We start from the raw sequence: 16104 nt of genomic DNA, 5'->3' as shown, positions 1-16104 counted from the left end.
AATGAAGTTTGAAGTCACCGCAAAACTAACCAGACAAATTGATGAGATGCGCTATCTGACAGCGGAAAATGCCTGGCGCTATCGGAGTATCTTACGTTTTTTTTATACCCAATCTGAGAAAATGAAGAACTGGCTTTATAAGGAAGAGGTCCATGCCGCCTTGCAGGAATATCAGGAGTTTGCGAACTATACTCTGGAGCAGTGCAAGCAGGATCTCGATGTGCTGTTGTCATGGAAAAATCTTTCCGCCTATCAGGATACCGCCAAGGTCGCCACGGTGGAGGAATTCAAAAATAAGCAGTTTCGCTATCAGATGACACCCTACAGTGTCGAAATTGAGCGGCTGACGATCCGGTTAGAGAATCTCTCAATTGAAAGTGCTTCACTGGAACCGACCCTGTTGGAACGGCTCCGCGAAGAACTCAAAAAGCTGCCCCAGGTGGCCAGACTTAGTGAAAAAGAAGCGGGCAGCTGGTGGAGTGGGGTCAACAATGATTTTAAACGCCTCAACCAGAATTATCAGGACTATATCCGCGATCTCTATTCCATTAAAGCCGAGGAAATGATGAAAACCAAGGCCTTTATGGTTTTCAAGGATCGCTTTATTGAATACCTGAGAGACTTTGTCAAAGGGCTACAAAACCATGCCAATGCCATTGAACATATTCTGACCCACCTTCCGCCCAATGCGGTCGAGGCGGTTTTGACCAAGGCGATTGCATATGAACTGTCGATCCCACGAATTGAAGCCGACATCGATGCCGCCGGCATCCGCGACAACATTATTGGCCGCTGGGACAATCTCAATGCCTGGTTTTTAGGTGAACATGGCAACCCCAGCGAAGCCGCCAAGCTGCTAGAGATCACCAACGATATCATCCGCAAAATTACCCGTTATGCCGCCCAGATTTCAGAGAGCCGCAGCAGTGCGATGAATCGCAAGGAAGAATACCGGAAGCTGGCTGAGCTTTTTGATGCCTGTAATGACATCAAAGAAGCCCATCAGCTGTCCAGCCTGTCCTTTGGCCTTTTTCAGATGAAGCACCTAAAGTCTGACCAGTTTAGAGAAACCGAGAGCATCAACAGCCAGATCTTTGAAGAAATGCCGGGCAGCACCCTGTTAAAGCCACGGGTTCGGGGCTTTAAGGAAAAAGCCCAGCGGAATCCGATTCGCAGCCATGCCGAAAAAAAGGCGGCCATGAAAAAAAAGATCCAGATGATCCGCGAAATCGAGAAAAAAACGATGGCCAGTTATCTGCTTGATGGCTGCATAGATTTTGAAAAACTGCCGGTGATTGAGGGCCATGTCCGGACTACCCTGCTGAAATGGCTTGGCAAGGGGATCGCCAGTAGCGATAAAAAAGCAAAAACCGAGGATGGCCGGATCTTTCAGGTCGAGATCCCGGGGGATCGCCGCCGTCGCTGTCTGTTGCGCTGCGACGATGGCAATCTTGAAATGCCGGCCTACGTGATTCGCTTTTTGGACGAGGAGGTTCAGGATGAAAGAGCTTGAAATACTGCTCGACCAATACTGGGTAGTTAAGGATGACAACAAGGACTTATTTTATCAGGTTAAGGACAGCATCCCGCAGTTTAAGAATTTCTTGAGTGACAAGCTGGGTTATGGACTGGTGATCAACCAGCACCTGATCAAGCTGGAAAAAATTCCCGGTTCAGCCGAGCCCTTTATGGGCATTCAGGCCTTTACCGATAGGATCGAATACGTGCTCTTGTGTCAGTTGTTGATGTTTTTAGAAGACCGTTCCCGGGATGAACAATTTGTCTTATCAGAAATTACCGAATTCATTGTTGGTAACCCGATTGGCAAGGAAAAAATCGACTGGACGCTGTTTAGCCACCGGAAGCATTTCATCAAGGTGCTGCGTTTTGCCCAGGAGCTTGGTTTGATGCAAATTAACGATGGTGATGATCAGAAATTTGCCCAGGATGATGGTGCCGAGGTCTTATACGAAAGTACCGGCTTGTCCCGCTATCTGGTGCGCCATTTTACCGCCGATATTAACGATTTTACAAGCGTCCGAGATTTAGAAAACGCCGAATGGGGTGACCTCAATGCCGATCGCGGCGTGATCCGGCGGCAGCGGGTTTACCGCAAGCTGCTAATGGAGCCAGTGGTTTATTCCCAAGGGGCTGATGATGTCGATTATGATTATATCAAGAAGCAGCGCGGCCTGATTGAAGCTGACTTTTTAAAATATCTGGAATACCCCCTTCATGTGCACAAAAACGGAGCACTGTTGTTGGTGCCGGCGGATAAAAATCTTAAGGATGGTTTTCCCAATACCAAAGCAATCTGCGATATTACGCTGCTGTTTTGTGCCCTGATTCGGCGCCGACTTGAGACAAAAAAACTGCGCCTGAATGGCTCCGGGGCAATCCGGCTGTCGCGGGTGGCCTTTGATTTGCTGGTGACAAAATTAAAGCAGGAAACCGGGGGTAATTGGAGCAAAGAGTATCGGGAAATGACGGCAGCCACCCTATCAGATCATCTGCTTTCTTATATGGAAGACTTTAAGATGCTGGCTCAGGCTGATGATCAACGCGAAATTGAGATCCTGCCGCTAGCCGGTAAACTGACCGGAAGCTACCCCGATCAGGTGGCGGAAAAAAATGGTGAAAAATAATGGAAAAAAATAATCAAAACAAAAAAAGGCAGGACAACCGCTGGGTAATCAATCGGGCAGGACTCGTAAATTTCTGGTATTATGATGAGGAGACCTTTGATTTTTCTAATGGCCGGCTGCTCTTGCGTGGCTCAAACGGTTCGGGAAAATCGGTAACGATGCAGAGCTTTATTCCGCTGCTGTTAGATGGCAATAAAAGTCCCGAGCGGCTCGATCCCTTTGGTTCTAAAGCCCGAAAAATCGAGAACTATATTCTTGGCGAAGATGAAAACAGTAAGGAAGAATCGATCGGCTATTTGTTTATGGAATTCAAAAAGAAACACTCCGATAACCTGGCCACCATTGGCATGGGCTTTAAGGCTAAACGGGGAAAACCGCTGAACTCCTGGGGCTTTGCCATCACCGATGGCCGGCGGATTGGCGAGGATTTCTTTTTATACAAACAGATGGGTGAAAAAATACCGCTGACCATGCGGGAGCTGGAAAACCGGATCGGGACGGGAGGACAGGTGGTCGAGGGTCAGAAAAACTACATGAAGCTGGTCAATGACCTGATCTTTGGTTTTGATGATCTGGAGGAATACGATGAGCTGGTCAAATTGCTGGTGCAGCTGCGCAGTCCCAAGCTGTCCAAGGACTTTAAACCGACGGTTATCTATGAGATCATGGAAAACTCATTGCAACCCTTGTCTGAAGACGATCTGCGGCCGATGTCTGAGGCGATCGAAAACATGGATAACATTAAGAGTCGACTGGAGGTATTAAAGGAGTGTAAGGGTGCATCTGACCGCATCCGCCATGCCTTTGACCGCTATAATCAGTTTATTGTGGTGGACAAGGCCCGGTATTATAATGAGGCCCATCAAGAATTGACTGAGCAACAAAAACGCCAGGAAAAAATTGGCCGCGAGATTAGCTCAACCACGAACGAAATTGAAAAACTGGAACAAATGATCACGGATCTGGCCATCCAATTAGAAACGCAGCAGGAAAAAAGGCAGGAATTGGAAGCCCATGACAGTGTTGTGATCCGTGAAAAAATCATCAAAATTGAAGAAGAAATCGAGCAAAAAAACCGTCAGCGGCAAGAAAAAGACCAACACCACGAGACCAAAAGACAGCAGGAGCGAGAGCTCGATAATCAGATTTCTGGCTACCGCCAGGAAGTGGAAGCCGGGGAACAAGCGATTTGCCGGCAACTGGCTGAGATGGATGAGCTGGCTGAAGCCTTTGCTTTTGATGAACACGCCTTTACCCGCGATGAAATCACCAAAGCACTGTCCGAAGCCTATGATTTTACCTATATCAGCAATACCCTGAGCGCCCATACCCAGACGATTGGCCAGGCGATCAAGGCGATAGAAAAGCAACAGCAGATCGCCGATAGCTATGAAAAACTATTGCTGGAGCTGGAGATGCTCAAAAAAGAACAGCAGGAAAAAGAGCGCTTACTCGAGCAAGCTAACCGCCAGTTAGTCGAAATTCAGGATGAAACCATCGAAAAACTGCATCTTAACAATCAGCACAACCAGGAATACATCATCCCGGCCGAGGGTTTGAGTCAATTGGCCCGGGAAATCCGGCAGTTTGGTCCGGACGCCAATGTCAACAGCATTGCCGGAATCCTGCAGGACCAGTACCATAATCAGGAAGCGATCAAACGCGAGCTGCTGTATAGCGAACAATCGCTTTGGAATCAGATTGATGCGGAAAGAAAATCGAAACAGGCCGAAATTGAGGCCTGGCAAAAGCTTAAAGATCCCGAACCACTAAGAGCCGATAAGGTCACCGAGAACCGCAAAAAACTGGTTGAGCTGGGGATTCCCCATGTGCCGCTGTATCAGGCACTAGACTTTATTGAGGGGATCGATGAAAAAAACCAGGCCGCGATTGAAGAAGCAATGGCCGATATGGGGATTCTCGATGCCCTGATTGTACCGGCAGCTCAGCGGGAAAAACTGCTGGCAATGCCAGGGCTTAGTGGTGATCACTATCTTTTCCCCGAGCCCCAGTTTATGGTTCATACCATTAACCAGTACCTCAAAGTTGATGACGCCCTCATCGCTATTTCTAAAGAAGAGGTGGTCAGTGTGATAAATAGTATCCTGATTGATCATACCCACCACACCCATATCGATGAAAAGGGCAATTATCGTTTAGGCATCTTATGGGGACGAGCGACCGGTAAGGAGACCGCCCGATTTATTGGTGCTTCTGCCAGAATCAAATATCGGGAAGAAAAACTAAGTTGTCTTAAAGCGGAGCTAAGTGAGATTAGCGACCGGTTAGCGGCAAAGACGCAAATCCTTAATCAGATCAAGACCGCCTTAGCGCTACTTAAGCAGGAGTTCACAGCCAGCTTTGATCCACAAGATTTGATTACCGCTGCCACAGTCGTCAAGCAGGCCGGATTTGATGCCCAGATGAGCGATAAGGCGCTGCAAAAAAAGAATGACGAAGAAAAAAGCTGTTATCACCAGCTCCAGCAGATCAAGGAAACCGTTCACCGGATTACCCTTCGGATCACCCTGCCCCAGGATTTAAAAACCTATGAAGAGGCTCAGGCCGCGGCGATTAGCTATGGCAGCGAACTGCACCGGCTGGAAAAAATCACCATTTTGCTGCAGCACAGTCTTGGGAGTCTGCGGGTAGCCGAAAACCGTTATCAGGAAATCTTACAGGAAATTGATGACCTCCTTTATGAGATCAATCAGCTTAATCAAAGTCGGTCAGCGATGGAAATCACTCGGGTAAACCTAAATGAACAATTGCAACTGACCGATTATCCGGCCATCCAGGCAGAATTGGAACACTGCTTGAAGGCCTTAAAGACCCTGCCCAAAGAAAAAGAGGAAGCCGTTAAGATACTAGAGCGGCAAAAGCTGGGGCTAGAGCGTTTTTATGAGGAAGAGGCGGCGGTTAAAAGAACCCTGTTATTGACAGCAAAGCGCTTTCAATTGATGGAAGATGCCTTTACCGAAGAACTGGCGCTAGGCTATCTGATCCGGCGAACTGAAGCCCCACTGGCCGATCAGGCTCGCGAGTTGATCCAAAAAAATCCCCAGTCGGAGAAACAGAACAAGGAGCAGATTACCCTGCGGCTGATGGAAATCTTTAAAGACAACAGCCAGTATCTGCGTGAGTATGCCGTTAACAGTCAGTATGTCTTTGAAGATCAGCCGCTTGATGAGGAAAATGATCGCTTCAAGCAGGTTTGGGATTTGCGGCGTCGGATGAATATCACCGCCAGGGTCGCTGGTAAGGTGGTTAACTTTTATGATTTATCAGATCACCTGAAAGACAGTCTCGACGAAACCGATAAACTCCTAAAAGAAAGTGACCGGGAATTGTTTGAAGATATTCTGGTTAAAAATATCAGTAAAAAAATCAGTGCCCGGATTTTTCACAGCGAAAAATGGGTAGATAACATGAATAAGCTGATGGAAAAAATGGATACCTCGATGGGTCTTAGCTTTAGTCTAAAATGGGCCAGTAAAAAAGCCGAAACCGAAGAACAGTTAGACACCAAAAAGTTGGTCAACCTACTAAAAATGGACGGTAATCTCTTGCGTGATGAGGATCTTGCTGCCCTTTCTGAGCATTTTCGCTCAAAAATAGCCCTGGCCCGACGCACCCTCGAAGACAAGGGCGTTAATCTGACCTTCCATTCAATTATGCGGGATATTTTAGATTACCGGAAATGGTTTGAGTTTAAGCTCTTTTTCAAGAAAACCGGCCAACTCAGTAAGGAACTGACCAATAACGGCTTCTTTAAATTTAGTGGCGGGGAAAAAGCCATGGCCATGTATGTACCCTTATTTTCAGCGGTTAACGCCCGCTATGAAGCCGCTGGCAAAGAAAGCGCCCGGATGCTTTCGCTTGATGAGGCCTTTGCCGGGGTCGATGAGCAAAATATCCGTGATATGTTCCGGCTCCTGAACGAGCTGGATCTCAGCTATATTATTAACTCGCAGATTCTCTGGGGGGATTATGATACGGTCGATTCACTGGCAATCAGCGAGCTGATTAGGCCAGACAATGCCGATTTTGTCACCGTACTCAATTACCACTGGAACGGCAAGCTGCGAAGGCTGGTGATCGATGATGCCTGATGAGTTTGCCGCTTATCTCAAAGATAGCCCGGGCTATCGCCGAATCATCAAACAGATTCGCGAAAAATATGAATCACTCGGTCATCTCGGTGGCACCATCTATTTAGATAAGATCAGCGACGACGAGCGGGCAGTGCTTAGAAGCCTGTTTAAAAAGAACTATCTCCAGAAAAGTGCCAGCTTCTCAGTCGAAAAATTTATCAAGGCCTTTGAAAGCACCCGCTATCGGGGGAGTGATTTTGAAGCGGTATTGAGCTGCTATTATGGCGAAAAGCTGAGCTGGAAAAAGGATGTGCGAAGTCAGTATCAAGACCAGAAAGGTCAATATTTTGAAGATATAATCAAGCTCTTTAAAGAAACCCCGGCAGGCTTGTGGCTGGAAGCGGTGCTGGTTAATAAAAATAATGCCTATTCCCTGCTTAATTTAAAGTATAACGAAGACCCTGAGTATTTAAGAAGTTTGCTGACTCAGGTTTGTCAGGGATTAAATCAATCGGTGACGGAAACAGAAAAGGTGCGGCTGGCACTTTTTGCCTCGCAAGTTACCAAAGATCCCCATGCCTTTGATATGAACCGTGATGGTGGGCGGTTGCTGCTTTACGCATTAGCCAGCTATTATAAGCTTAGTTATCCGCAAAATGCCGAAGCCCAGATGGAACTCTTATACCAGGCTGGTCTGATTTACGATGAGGTTTCCAATTACACCATTTGTCGGGGGATTCAGGCTTATGCAGGCGATAAAATCCATTCGGGTTGGGCGGGCTTTGCTAATTGCAGTGAACCACTGCACGTCTCGCTTTGGAATATTGGCATGATCGACCGGGTTACTTGCGTCAACAAGCGGGTTTTTGTTTTTGAAAACCCGACCGTCTTTAGTGAGGTGGCCGGGCTGCTGGAGAACCAGCCCGCCGCCCTGATTTGTTCGGCTGGTAACGTCAAGGTGGCAAGCTTATTGCTGTTAGATAAAATCGCCCAGAGTGGCAGTGACATTTATTATAGTGGCGACTTTGATCCGGAAGGGCTGGCGATTGCCGATAAACTCAAAAAAAGATACGGCGAAAAATTGATCTTATGGCATTTTACCCCGGAATCTTATCAGAAGATCCAGTCAAAAAAGATGATCTCAGCAGCCCGTTTAAAAAAGTTGGAAAAGATTGAAGCACCGGAATTAATAAGGTTAGCACAAGCGATTAAAAAATCCGGCTATAGTGGCTATCAGGAAATGATGGTTGATATTTATTTGCAGGATATTTTAAGGGGCTAGAACAGTTCGCGGTTAGTTAGCTAGAATTAGAGAACAATTAGAGAACAAGAAAGAGGGAACAAAATGAAAGACTATCGACCCGATGATTTTGATTTTAATAAAACCCTTGGCGAAATCAGTGCCGGCATCAAAAAACCAAACATCCTAATCTGTGGTGCCACCGGTGCTGGAAAAAGTTCGGTGGTGAATTATGTTTTTGGAGCGGCGATGGCGCAAATTGGCCACGGCATTCCGGTGACCCGGGGAATTAGCAAGTATCAGCGGGAAGATACCGGGGTGGTTCTTTATGACACCGAAGGCTACGAGATCGGCACTGAAAAAATATCGAAATACAAGGCGAATGTCGAAGACTGGGTAAATGAATCTTTTGCAGCCGCTACTAAACCGGCTGCAAAAGATCAACCCGAGCTTGCTCTTAGCAACCAGATTCATGAGGTCTGGTATTGCATTTCAGCTGGCAATAAACGCGTAACCGATATGGATATCGATGTGATCCAGATGCTAAGAGCAAAAAAGCTGCCAGTGGCGGTGGTGCTAACCCAGATTGATAATCTCGATGCCGAAGAATTGCAGGCGATGGAAGCGGCGATTAGAAATCATTGTCAGGTCGAATTTTTCCGTACCAGTGTCTCAGACGATCCCGCCGTGATTGCGGCGCTACAGGATTATCTGCAATGGGATGAGTTGATCAGCTGGGCAATCGAGCATCTGGATGAATCGCTGCGGGAAGGTTTTATCAGTGCCTTAAAAGGCAATCTTGAGGCTAAAAAAAGACTGATCAATCATAAGATTATCCCCTTGTATACCAGTGCGGCGGCAGCGGTGGCACTCACCCCGATCCCCTTTTCGGATGCGGCGCTGTTGGTGCCGATCCAGATTAAGATGTCGCTGCACATCATGAAAACCTATGCGCTGGACCAGAAGCTGGGGAATCTGTCCTCGCTGGTGGGGTCAGTAGTCGTTTCTGAATCTGGTCGGTTACTGGCGCAAACTCTCAGTGCCAACCTCTTCAAACTGATTCCCGGGGTAGGAACAGCCATTGGTACCACCGTCAACACCGTGGTGGCATCTAGTTTTACTGCCGCGATGGGTTATGCTATTTCGGAGATCTGCTTTCGCTGTGCCACTGCAGTATTTGAAGAAGGCAAAGACATCGACTGGGCCGACTATTTTAATGGCGAGAATATTGCCAACTTAATGTCGGAATGGTTCAAGGCCAGCCGGCATGGCTAAAGGCTGCGAAAGCAATGTTCTGATCCTCGGAAAAAGCGGGGTCGGGAAAACATCACTGTGTAATTATATTTTTGGCGCTGATGTCATGAAAACCGGAGCCGGACGGCCGGTGACCGGGATGGGAATCTTTAAAGAAACGATCGAGTTGAGTCCCGAGTTGACCCTCCATCTCTACGACTCCTGGGGTCTTGAAGCGGATAAATCCGAAAGCTGGAAAGCCCTGATTCAGGAAGTCCTTAATCAACATGATGTCCGCGAGATTAAGGACTGGTTTCACACCATTATTTATTGTTTATCAGCCAAATCTGCCCGGGTGGAAGACTTTGATCTGGAAATGATCAAGGCTCTGGGCAAGGATGGCAACCCGGTGTTGGTGGTACTAACCCATTGCGATGTGATGAATGTCGAAAAGGCTATTGGAGCAATGCGCGCAGCGATCATTAACAAGACCGGGGTACAAAATCAGGATATTGTCGAGGTATCCAGCCATGCTAAACAATTACTCAGTGGTAAGCAAACCGAAGTCTTTGGCAAGGAAAAAATCATTCATCGGATCAAGGTTAATCTGCTCGATTCGATTTCAGGCAAGATGCCGCAAATACTTCTAGCGATCGGCCAGGAAAAAATAAATCAGTGGTTTAAAGATTGTCAGGAAGTGGTACAAAAGCAGGTTGGCTTTTTAAACCCGACCTCAGAAAAAAAAGAAACCAGTCGCAATGAATTTTTTGATGTCTACGCGCAAGATATTTTTGATGAGATTAACAAGGAGTCGGATGCGCTTTTCAATGAGGCCTATGAATTCTATCGCGCTTTTAGCAGTCAATTTTCGGGGAATGCCCTGGTGGAAGTGACAGACAGGCAGAAGAAACCTCAGATTACGCACTTTCAGATAAAAAAGAGTGGAAAAATTCGAAACTCGATTGCCGGGGCGGTTCTACTGGCCATTCCAGTCATGGGACTGCTGGGGAAATTTGCCCTCCAGGAAAAAACCCGAGCCTATTATCGTCAAGGGCTGCGACAAAACAAGGCCTTACTGGAAGACCATCTGCAGATCTGTGCCCAGATCCTGGCTGAGGAATTAAGAAAAATTAATTTGGGATTAGAAATTGAAGATTGAAGATTGAAGATTGAAGATTGAAGATTGAAGATTGAAGATTGAAGATTGAAGATTAAAGATTGAAGATTAAATGAGTTTTTTTTGGGGTAAATAATGAGGCAAACCTAAATTCATGCATTAAGAAGGAGAGACTGAGATGGAACTGTTAGACAAAATTGGCGTAATCTATTGGAGTTATAAAGAAAGCACTGAGATTATGGCTGAAAAAATATCCAATGGCATTGATGAAGCCGGCGCTAAAGCGATTTTAGTCAACGTGGTTGACTTTGATTTAAAAAGTATCGATAGCTATTTTAAAATTGCCCTGGGTTGTCCGGCGATGGAAGGGGAAGGCCTTGAAAAAACCGAATTCGAACCTTTTTTTAAGGCGATTTCTGGTCATCTGAAAGGGAAAAAGGTCGCGCTCTTTGGCTCCCATGGCTGGGGTCAAGGTGAGTGGATGGCAGAGTGGGAAAACCAGGTAAAGGATCTCGGTGGCATTTTATTTGACCAAGGGCTGACCATCTTAGGAGAACCCGATAAAGCGGGCCGCCATCGTTGCGTTGAGTTTGGCAAGGCCTTTGCCAAATTTTAGAATTGGCATCATCAAGGAATTATTTAACCCTAGCATGAAAGCGATCAATTAATTAAAGAAAAACAAAAGGAGAAAAGCCCGGGAAGAAAAAACTTCCCGGGCTTTTTGTCACAACATTAGGTTTAAAATCATTGATTAGGGCACGGTGGGGGATTTCGAGCGGGGGTGTTCGAAACTCTCAAGCGGCTTTGATCATAATTTTAAAAAGCAAACACTTAAAAACATTTAAATACTTTAGGGCTAAATACTTTAGTTCATCCGGCTGACAAAGTCAGAGTATGCTTCAATACCGTGTTCATGAACGTCAAGACCTTCAATTTCAACAACTTTTTCAACCCGTAGACCGACGGTTTTCTTAAGACCATAGAAGAGCAGGAAAGCGGTGCTCAGGGTCCAAGCCGCTACTGCAACCACACCAATCGCTTGGACGGTTAGCAAATCAATCCCACCGCCGTATAATAAACCAAGAATTGCATCTTCGGTTCCTGGCAGATAATTGGCAAAAACACCAACCATCAAGGTTCCGACAACACCGTTCATCCCATGAACTGCAACCGCACCAACAGGATCATCAATCCGCAGTTTTTGATCGATAAAGGGAATGCCAAAGGTGATTACGATCCCGGCGATGATCCCGATCAGAAGGGCACCGTAGACATCGACAACCAGACATCCGGCGGTGATGGCAACGAGTCCGCCAAGGACACCATTAAGGGTCATTGAAATATCCGGTTTTTTGTAACGGATCCAGGTTAATAACATAACGGTCAGTCCACCCGCTGCGGCCGCCAGGTTAGTGGTCATGGCGATATGGCCGATATCCAGGGTAACCGCCAGAGTACTGCCGGCATTGAATCCAAACCAGGCAAACCAGAGAATGAAGACCCCAAGCGCACCAAGGGTTAAACTGTGACCGGGAATGGCATTGGCTTTGCCATCTTTGTTGTATTTACCAATCCGCGGGCCGACAATAATGGCACCCATCAGGGCTGTCCAGCCACCAACCGAGTGAACAACGGTAGAACCGGCAAAGTCAACAAATCCCATATCACCGAGGAATCCGCCGCCCCATGCCCAGTGTCCGACAACCGGGTATATAATCAGGCTGATAAAGGCTGAAATAACACAATAGACAGAAAATTTGGTTCGTCCGGCAACAGCACCCGATACAATCGTCGCTGCGGTGGCACAGAAAACCGTTTGGAAAAAGATAAACAATTCAGGGGTAACAGCATCAAAGGCACCGACATTGGTCAAGTCCTGGGGAGCAAAGAAACCACCCATCCCGATGAAGCCGGCTACGTCTGGTCCGAACATGAAGCCAAAACCAAACAAAAAGAAAAGGATTGAGCCGATCATAAAATCGACAAAGTTTTTCATGATGATGTTCCCGGCATTTTTAGCTCGGGTAAAGCCGGTTTCAACCATTGCAAAGCCAGCTTGCATAAAGAAGACCAGTACAGCGGCCAGAAAGACCCAGACGATATCAAGATATTGTTGCAGTTCTAATAATTCCATAATAATAACCTCTCTTAATAAATTGAATCAAGCAAATCAAAAATCGCAAATAAAAACATATAAATAGAAACAAAATAACTCAATAGGGTATAAAAAAAGAAGACAGCTTTAATATGGGATTAAAACCTATCTCCTTTGATAGTTTAGCTTACTTATTCTATTCATATTAGATTGCGCCAACGCCATGATCACCAGTACGAATACGAATGACATCTTCGACATCATAGACGAAAATTTTGCCACCGCCAATTTCATCATCATTTGCCAGTCGGTCTTTAATAATCTTAATGATAATTCCGGCAGTTTCGGCATCGGTTACGGTTTCAACCTTTATTTTTGGTAGAAAATTGACGGTATAGGCCGTCCCGCGATAGGATTTCTGATAACCCTTCTGGTTTCCAAATCCCATAATATTGGTAATCATCATCCCCTGCACGTCACAGGTATTGAGGATTTCTTTGAGATCTTCCAGTCTTTCGGGTTTAATAATTATTTCAAGCTTTTTCATTTGAACCTCCTTATAGTTTAAGATGAATGAATAACTGGGGGAGGGGTAAAAACCCCGACCCCTATTATTTTTAGATTGATACTTTTTTAATTGGGAGTTTAATTATACGTAGAATAAAATATCTTCGTAGGTTGGGAATGGCCAGTATTTTTCAGCGGTGATTTCTTCAAGGCTATCAGCAGCGAACCGCAGGGCAACCATGGCAGGAATTACTTTTTCACAGAAATAGTTGGCTTCAGCTTGTTCAGATTCGCATTCTTCGGCAGCAGCCAGGGTTGATTCAAGCGTATCGGTGGCCTTGATGAAGGTGCCAAAGAGGGTCGACAACCTTTCAGCTAATAGCGTTTCGGCCGTCACATCAATCGATCCAAGGGCTTTTTTAACGCTCAGGGTATCAACCACTTCTTTGCTATAGGTGACGATCGCAGGGGTTATTTCCCGTTTTGCCAGGCTCAGCATCGTTAAGGCTTCAATATTGATCGTTTTGATGTATTCTTCTAGTAGAATTGACTGGCGAGAATCCATTTCGGCCGGGGTGAAAATATTATGTCGACCAAATAAGGCAACATTCTTTTCAGAAGTAAATTCGGCTAATGCTTCCGGCGTTGTTTTTAAGTTTGGCAGACCGCGTCGAGCTGCTTCTTCAACCCATTCTTCGGAGTAGTTATTGCCATTAAAGACAATTTTTTTATTGTCTTTAACTGATTTTTGGAGTAAGGCTTCGAGGGCTGCTTCAAAATCATCCGCTTTTTCGAGGACATCCGCATAATCAGCTAAAACATCAGCAACGATGGTATTCAAGGTAATATTTGGACCAGCAATCGATTGGTTGGAACCAAGCATTCTAAACTCAAATTTGTTACCGGTGAAGGCAAAAGGAGAGGTTCGGTTTCGGTCTGTTGTATCTTTGATAAAGTTTGGCAGACTCTTAACGCCAAGTTGCATGACCAGGTCTTTTGCTTCGGTGACTGGCTCTCCCGTTTCAATCGATTTAAGAACTGCCGTTAACTGTTCACCAAGGAAAACTGAAACGATCGCTGGCGGTGCTTCATTGGCTCCTAAACGATGATCATTTCCGGCTGTGGCGACAGAGATACGCAACATCTCACTGTATCGGTAAACCGCTTCAATGGTAGCGCAAAGGAAAACTAGGAATTGCTTATTGTCAGCCGGGTTATCACCGGGTGTTAACAGGTTTTCGCCAGTATCGGTGGACATCGAAAAATTGTTGTGTTTTCCGGAACCGTTAACCCCATCAAATGGTTTTTCATGCAATAAACAGGCCAGATCATGACGATAAGCAACCCGTTGCATAAATTCCATAATCAGTTGGTTGTTGTCGGTGGCGACATTAGTGTTGGTAAAGATTGGCGCCATTTCATGTTGGGCCGGGGCGACTTCATTATGTCGTGTTTTAGAAGCAATCCCAAGACTCCAAAGTTCGCGATCCAGCTCTGCCATATAGTTGGCAACACGACCACGGATGCGCCCGAAATAGTGGGTTTCCATTTCCTGACCTTTGGGTGGTTTGGCACCAAAGAGGGTTCGGCCAGTCAGGATTAAGTCTTTACGTTTTTTAAACATATCCCGTTCAACCAGGAAGTATTCCTGCTCAGCGCCAATGGTGGTGGTTACTTTTTTGACATCTTTACCAAAAAGCTTTAAGATCCGTTTGGCATTATCATTAAGGGTTTCCATTGATCGTAACAGTGGTGTTTTCTTATCCAGAACCTCACCAGAGTAAGAACAGAAAATAGTTGGGATATAAAGGGTCGTGCCTTTAATAAAGGCGTAGGATGTTGGATCCCAGGCGGTATAACCACGCGCTTCAAAGGTTGCTCTTAGTCCACCGGATGGGAAAGATGAAGCATCTGGTTCACCCTTGATCAGTTCTTTACCAGAGAACTCCATAATGACTTTACCGTCTTCAGTTGGGTTGATAAAGGCATCGTGCTTTTCAGCCGTAATGCCAGTCATTGGCTGGAACCAATGCGTGTAATGAGTAGCACCCAATTCTAAAGCCCAATCTTTCATGGCGTTTGCCACAACTTCAGCGACGTTTTCTTCTAGAGGTAAATCCTCTTTCATTGTTTTTAACAGGGAAGCGTAAATGTGCTTTGGTAAGCGCTTGCGCATCACACCAGAGTTAAAAACTCTTGATCCGAAAAGTTCGGATACATTTTCACTAATTGGCACGTTTGTGTCCTCCTAAAATATAATTTGTATAATTATAACATATATGGCACCATTGTCAGATATGTTAAAATAAAAGCTTAGAAAAATTAAATAGAAAGTGGCTAAAAAAAAAGCGCCTCAGAGAAGCGTTCATCACACTCTCAAAGCACCATTGCTATCGCCACTCTCGTGACTAGTATTACAATATTAAATTTAAACTTATTATAGACGATCAAAACTCGCTTGTAAAGTAAAATTTACAAGAAATTACATGTAATGGTTATCAACTTATAAAGCTTGCAGGAATGATTTACAAAAACAAAGTCCTACTATATAATAGATATCATATAGAACTGAGCATAATAGAAAAAGCAAGTGATTAGAAGTGATACTGTTTACGGCTGGCATAGGCCAAATCATTGTTTAGTAATAGAAAGGAAAGCAAAAATGAGTATTGAGTTTAAAATGGATGAAGAAAAACATGTTAAAGTACTGGATGCCTTGTTAGGGGATGCAGATTTGATGATGGCTTTAAATGAAGCTAAAGACTTTGAAGCGGGTTATCGGCTGATTGCAGAACGGGTGCCAGGCTTAAGTCTTGAGGAATTTGCCGGTTCGATGGAAATGCTAAGACAAATTGTTCTGGCGCAAATGGAAAAAGGCCCGGTTCAATAAGGTAAACCTGAGATTCTACTAAGATAAAGCCCTTTAGACTAGCGGTTTAGAGGGCTTTTATCAATAATGTGAAACTGAAAACCTTGTCAGTCAAAATAAAGTAAAAATAAATTGAAACTGTAGCAGAAATGTGTTTTAATGATAAGACTAACACACTAAGTACATTGTATACAAAAATAGAATAAGAACTCTTATAAAGAACAAAGGCGTTCGATCCTCCTGTTAAAAACAGAGGGGATCAATTAGCATGTTCTTTTTTGTATTTGCTGCAGTGGAACAGAAC

11 protein-coding genes are annotated in these 16104 nt (G+C 45.3%); 8 read left to right on the top strand and 3 right to left on the bottom strand.

The window, feature by feature from the left end; genetic code table 11:
- Position 1: 1 nt before the first annotated feature.
- The 7 genes from U2P91_RS05030 to U2P91_RS05000 all read left to right on the top strand — a co-directional run bounded on the left by U2P91_RS05030 (position 2) and on the right by U2P91_RS05000 (position 10945).
- A complete protein-coding gene (locus U2P91_RS05030; protein WP_111888391.1) occupies positions 2–1513 on the top strand; it encodes a TIGR02677 family protein in 1512 nt (503 codons plus the stop codon).
- The gene (locus tag U2P91_RS05025) at positions 1500–2645 is read left to right on the top strand and encodes a TIGR02678 family protein (RefSeq protein ID WP_111888390.1); all 1146 of its coding nucleotides are present in this window, start codon (positions 1500–1502) and stop codon (positions 2643–2645) included. Before U2P91_RS05030 ends, U2P91_RS05025 begins: the two co-directional genes overlap by 14 nt.
- Positions 2645–6757, top strand: coding sequence for a TIGR02680 family protein (locus U2P91_RS05020; RefSeq protein WP_111888389.1), 4113 nt, complete (start codon positions 2645–2647; stop codon positions 6755–6757). Before U2P91_RS05025 ends, U2P91_RS05020 begins: the two co-directional genes overlap by 1 nt.
- Entirely contained in the window at positions 6750–8021 is a 1272-nt protein-coding gene (locus U2P91_RS05015; RefSeq protein WP_322519184.1) for a TIGR02679 domain-containing protein, read from the top strand. The genes U2P91_RS05020 and U2P91_RS05015 overlap by 8 nt, the downstream gene beginning before the upstream one ends.
- A 63-nt stretch (positions 8022–8084) precedes the next feature.
- On the top strand, positions 8085–9254 hold the full coding sequence (locus U2P91_RS05010) for a YcjF family protein (protein ID WP_111888387.1): 1170 nt from the start codon (positions 8085–8087) through the stop codon (positions 9252–9254).
- Positions 9247–10371: a GTPase gene (locus U2P91_RS05005; protein ID WP_111888386.1), complete on the top strand. Its 1125-nt coding sequence runs from the start codon at positions 9247–9249 to the stop codon at positions 10369–10371. Before U2P91_RS05010 ends, U2P91_RS05005 begins: the two co-directional genes overlap by 8 nt.
- A 136-nt stretch (positions 10372–10507) precedes the next feature.
- Positions 10508–10945: a flavodoxin domain-containing protein gene (locus tag U2P91_RS05000; RefSeq protein ID WP_111888385.1), complete on the top strand. Its 438-nt coding sequence runs from the start codon at positions 10508–10510 to the stop codon at positions 10943–10945.
- Positions 10946–11194: 249 nt separating this feature from the next.
- Here U2P91_RS05000 and U2P91_RS04995 read toward each other — a convergent pair whose 3' ends face one another.
- From U2P91_RS04995 to U2P91_RS04985, 3 genes are all read right to left on the bottom strand, one after another.
- A complete protein-coding gene (locus tag U2P91_RS04995) occupies positions 11195–12463 on the bottom strand; it encodes an ammonium transporter (RefSeq protein ID WP_111888384.1) in 1269 nt (422 codons plus the stop codon).
- A 166-nt stretch (positions 12464–12629) separates the two neighbouring features.
- Positions 12630–12971, bottom strand: a complete 342-nt coding sequence (locus U2P91_RS04990; RefSeq protein ID WP_111888383.1) for a P-II family nitrogen regulator — start codon at positions 12969–12971, stop codon at positions 12630–12632.
- Between the two features lie 102 nt (positions 12972–13073).
- Complete coding sequence (locus tag U2P91_RS04985) at positions 13074–15107, bottom strand: glutamine synthetase III (RefSeq protein ID WP_242988707.1); 2034 nt, start codon at positions 15105–15107, stop codon at positions 13074–13076.
- A gap of 486 nt (positions 15108–15593) precedes the next feature.
- On the opposite strand from U2P91_RS04985, the gene U2P91_RS04980 reads away from it, so the two are divergent.
- On the top strand, positions 15594–15821 hold the full coding sequence (locus tag U2P91_RS04980) for a hypothetical protein (protein WP_111888382.1): 228 nt from the start codon (positions 15594–15596) through the stop codon (positions 15819–15821).
- Positions 15822–16104 lie beyond the last annotated feature (283 nt).

The sequence above is a fragment of the Acetobacterium sp. K1/6 genome, from assembly GCF_034438075.1.
Lineage (GTDB): Bacteria > Bacillota > Clostridia > Eubacteriales > Eubacteriaceae > Acetobacterium > Acetobacterium carbinolicum.
The sequence above is the reverse complement of the archived record's forward strand: the minus strand, read 5'-3'. Positions and strand labels throughout refer to the sequence as shown.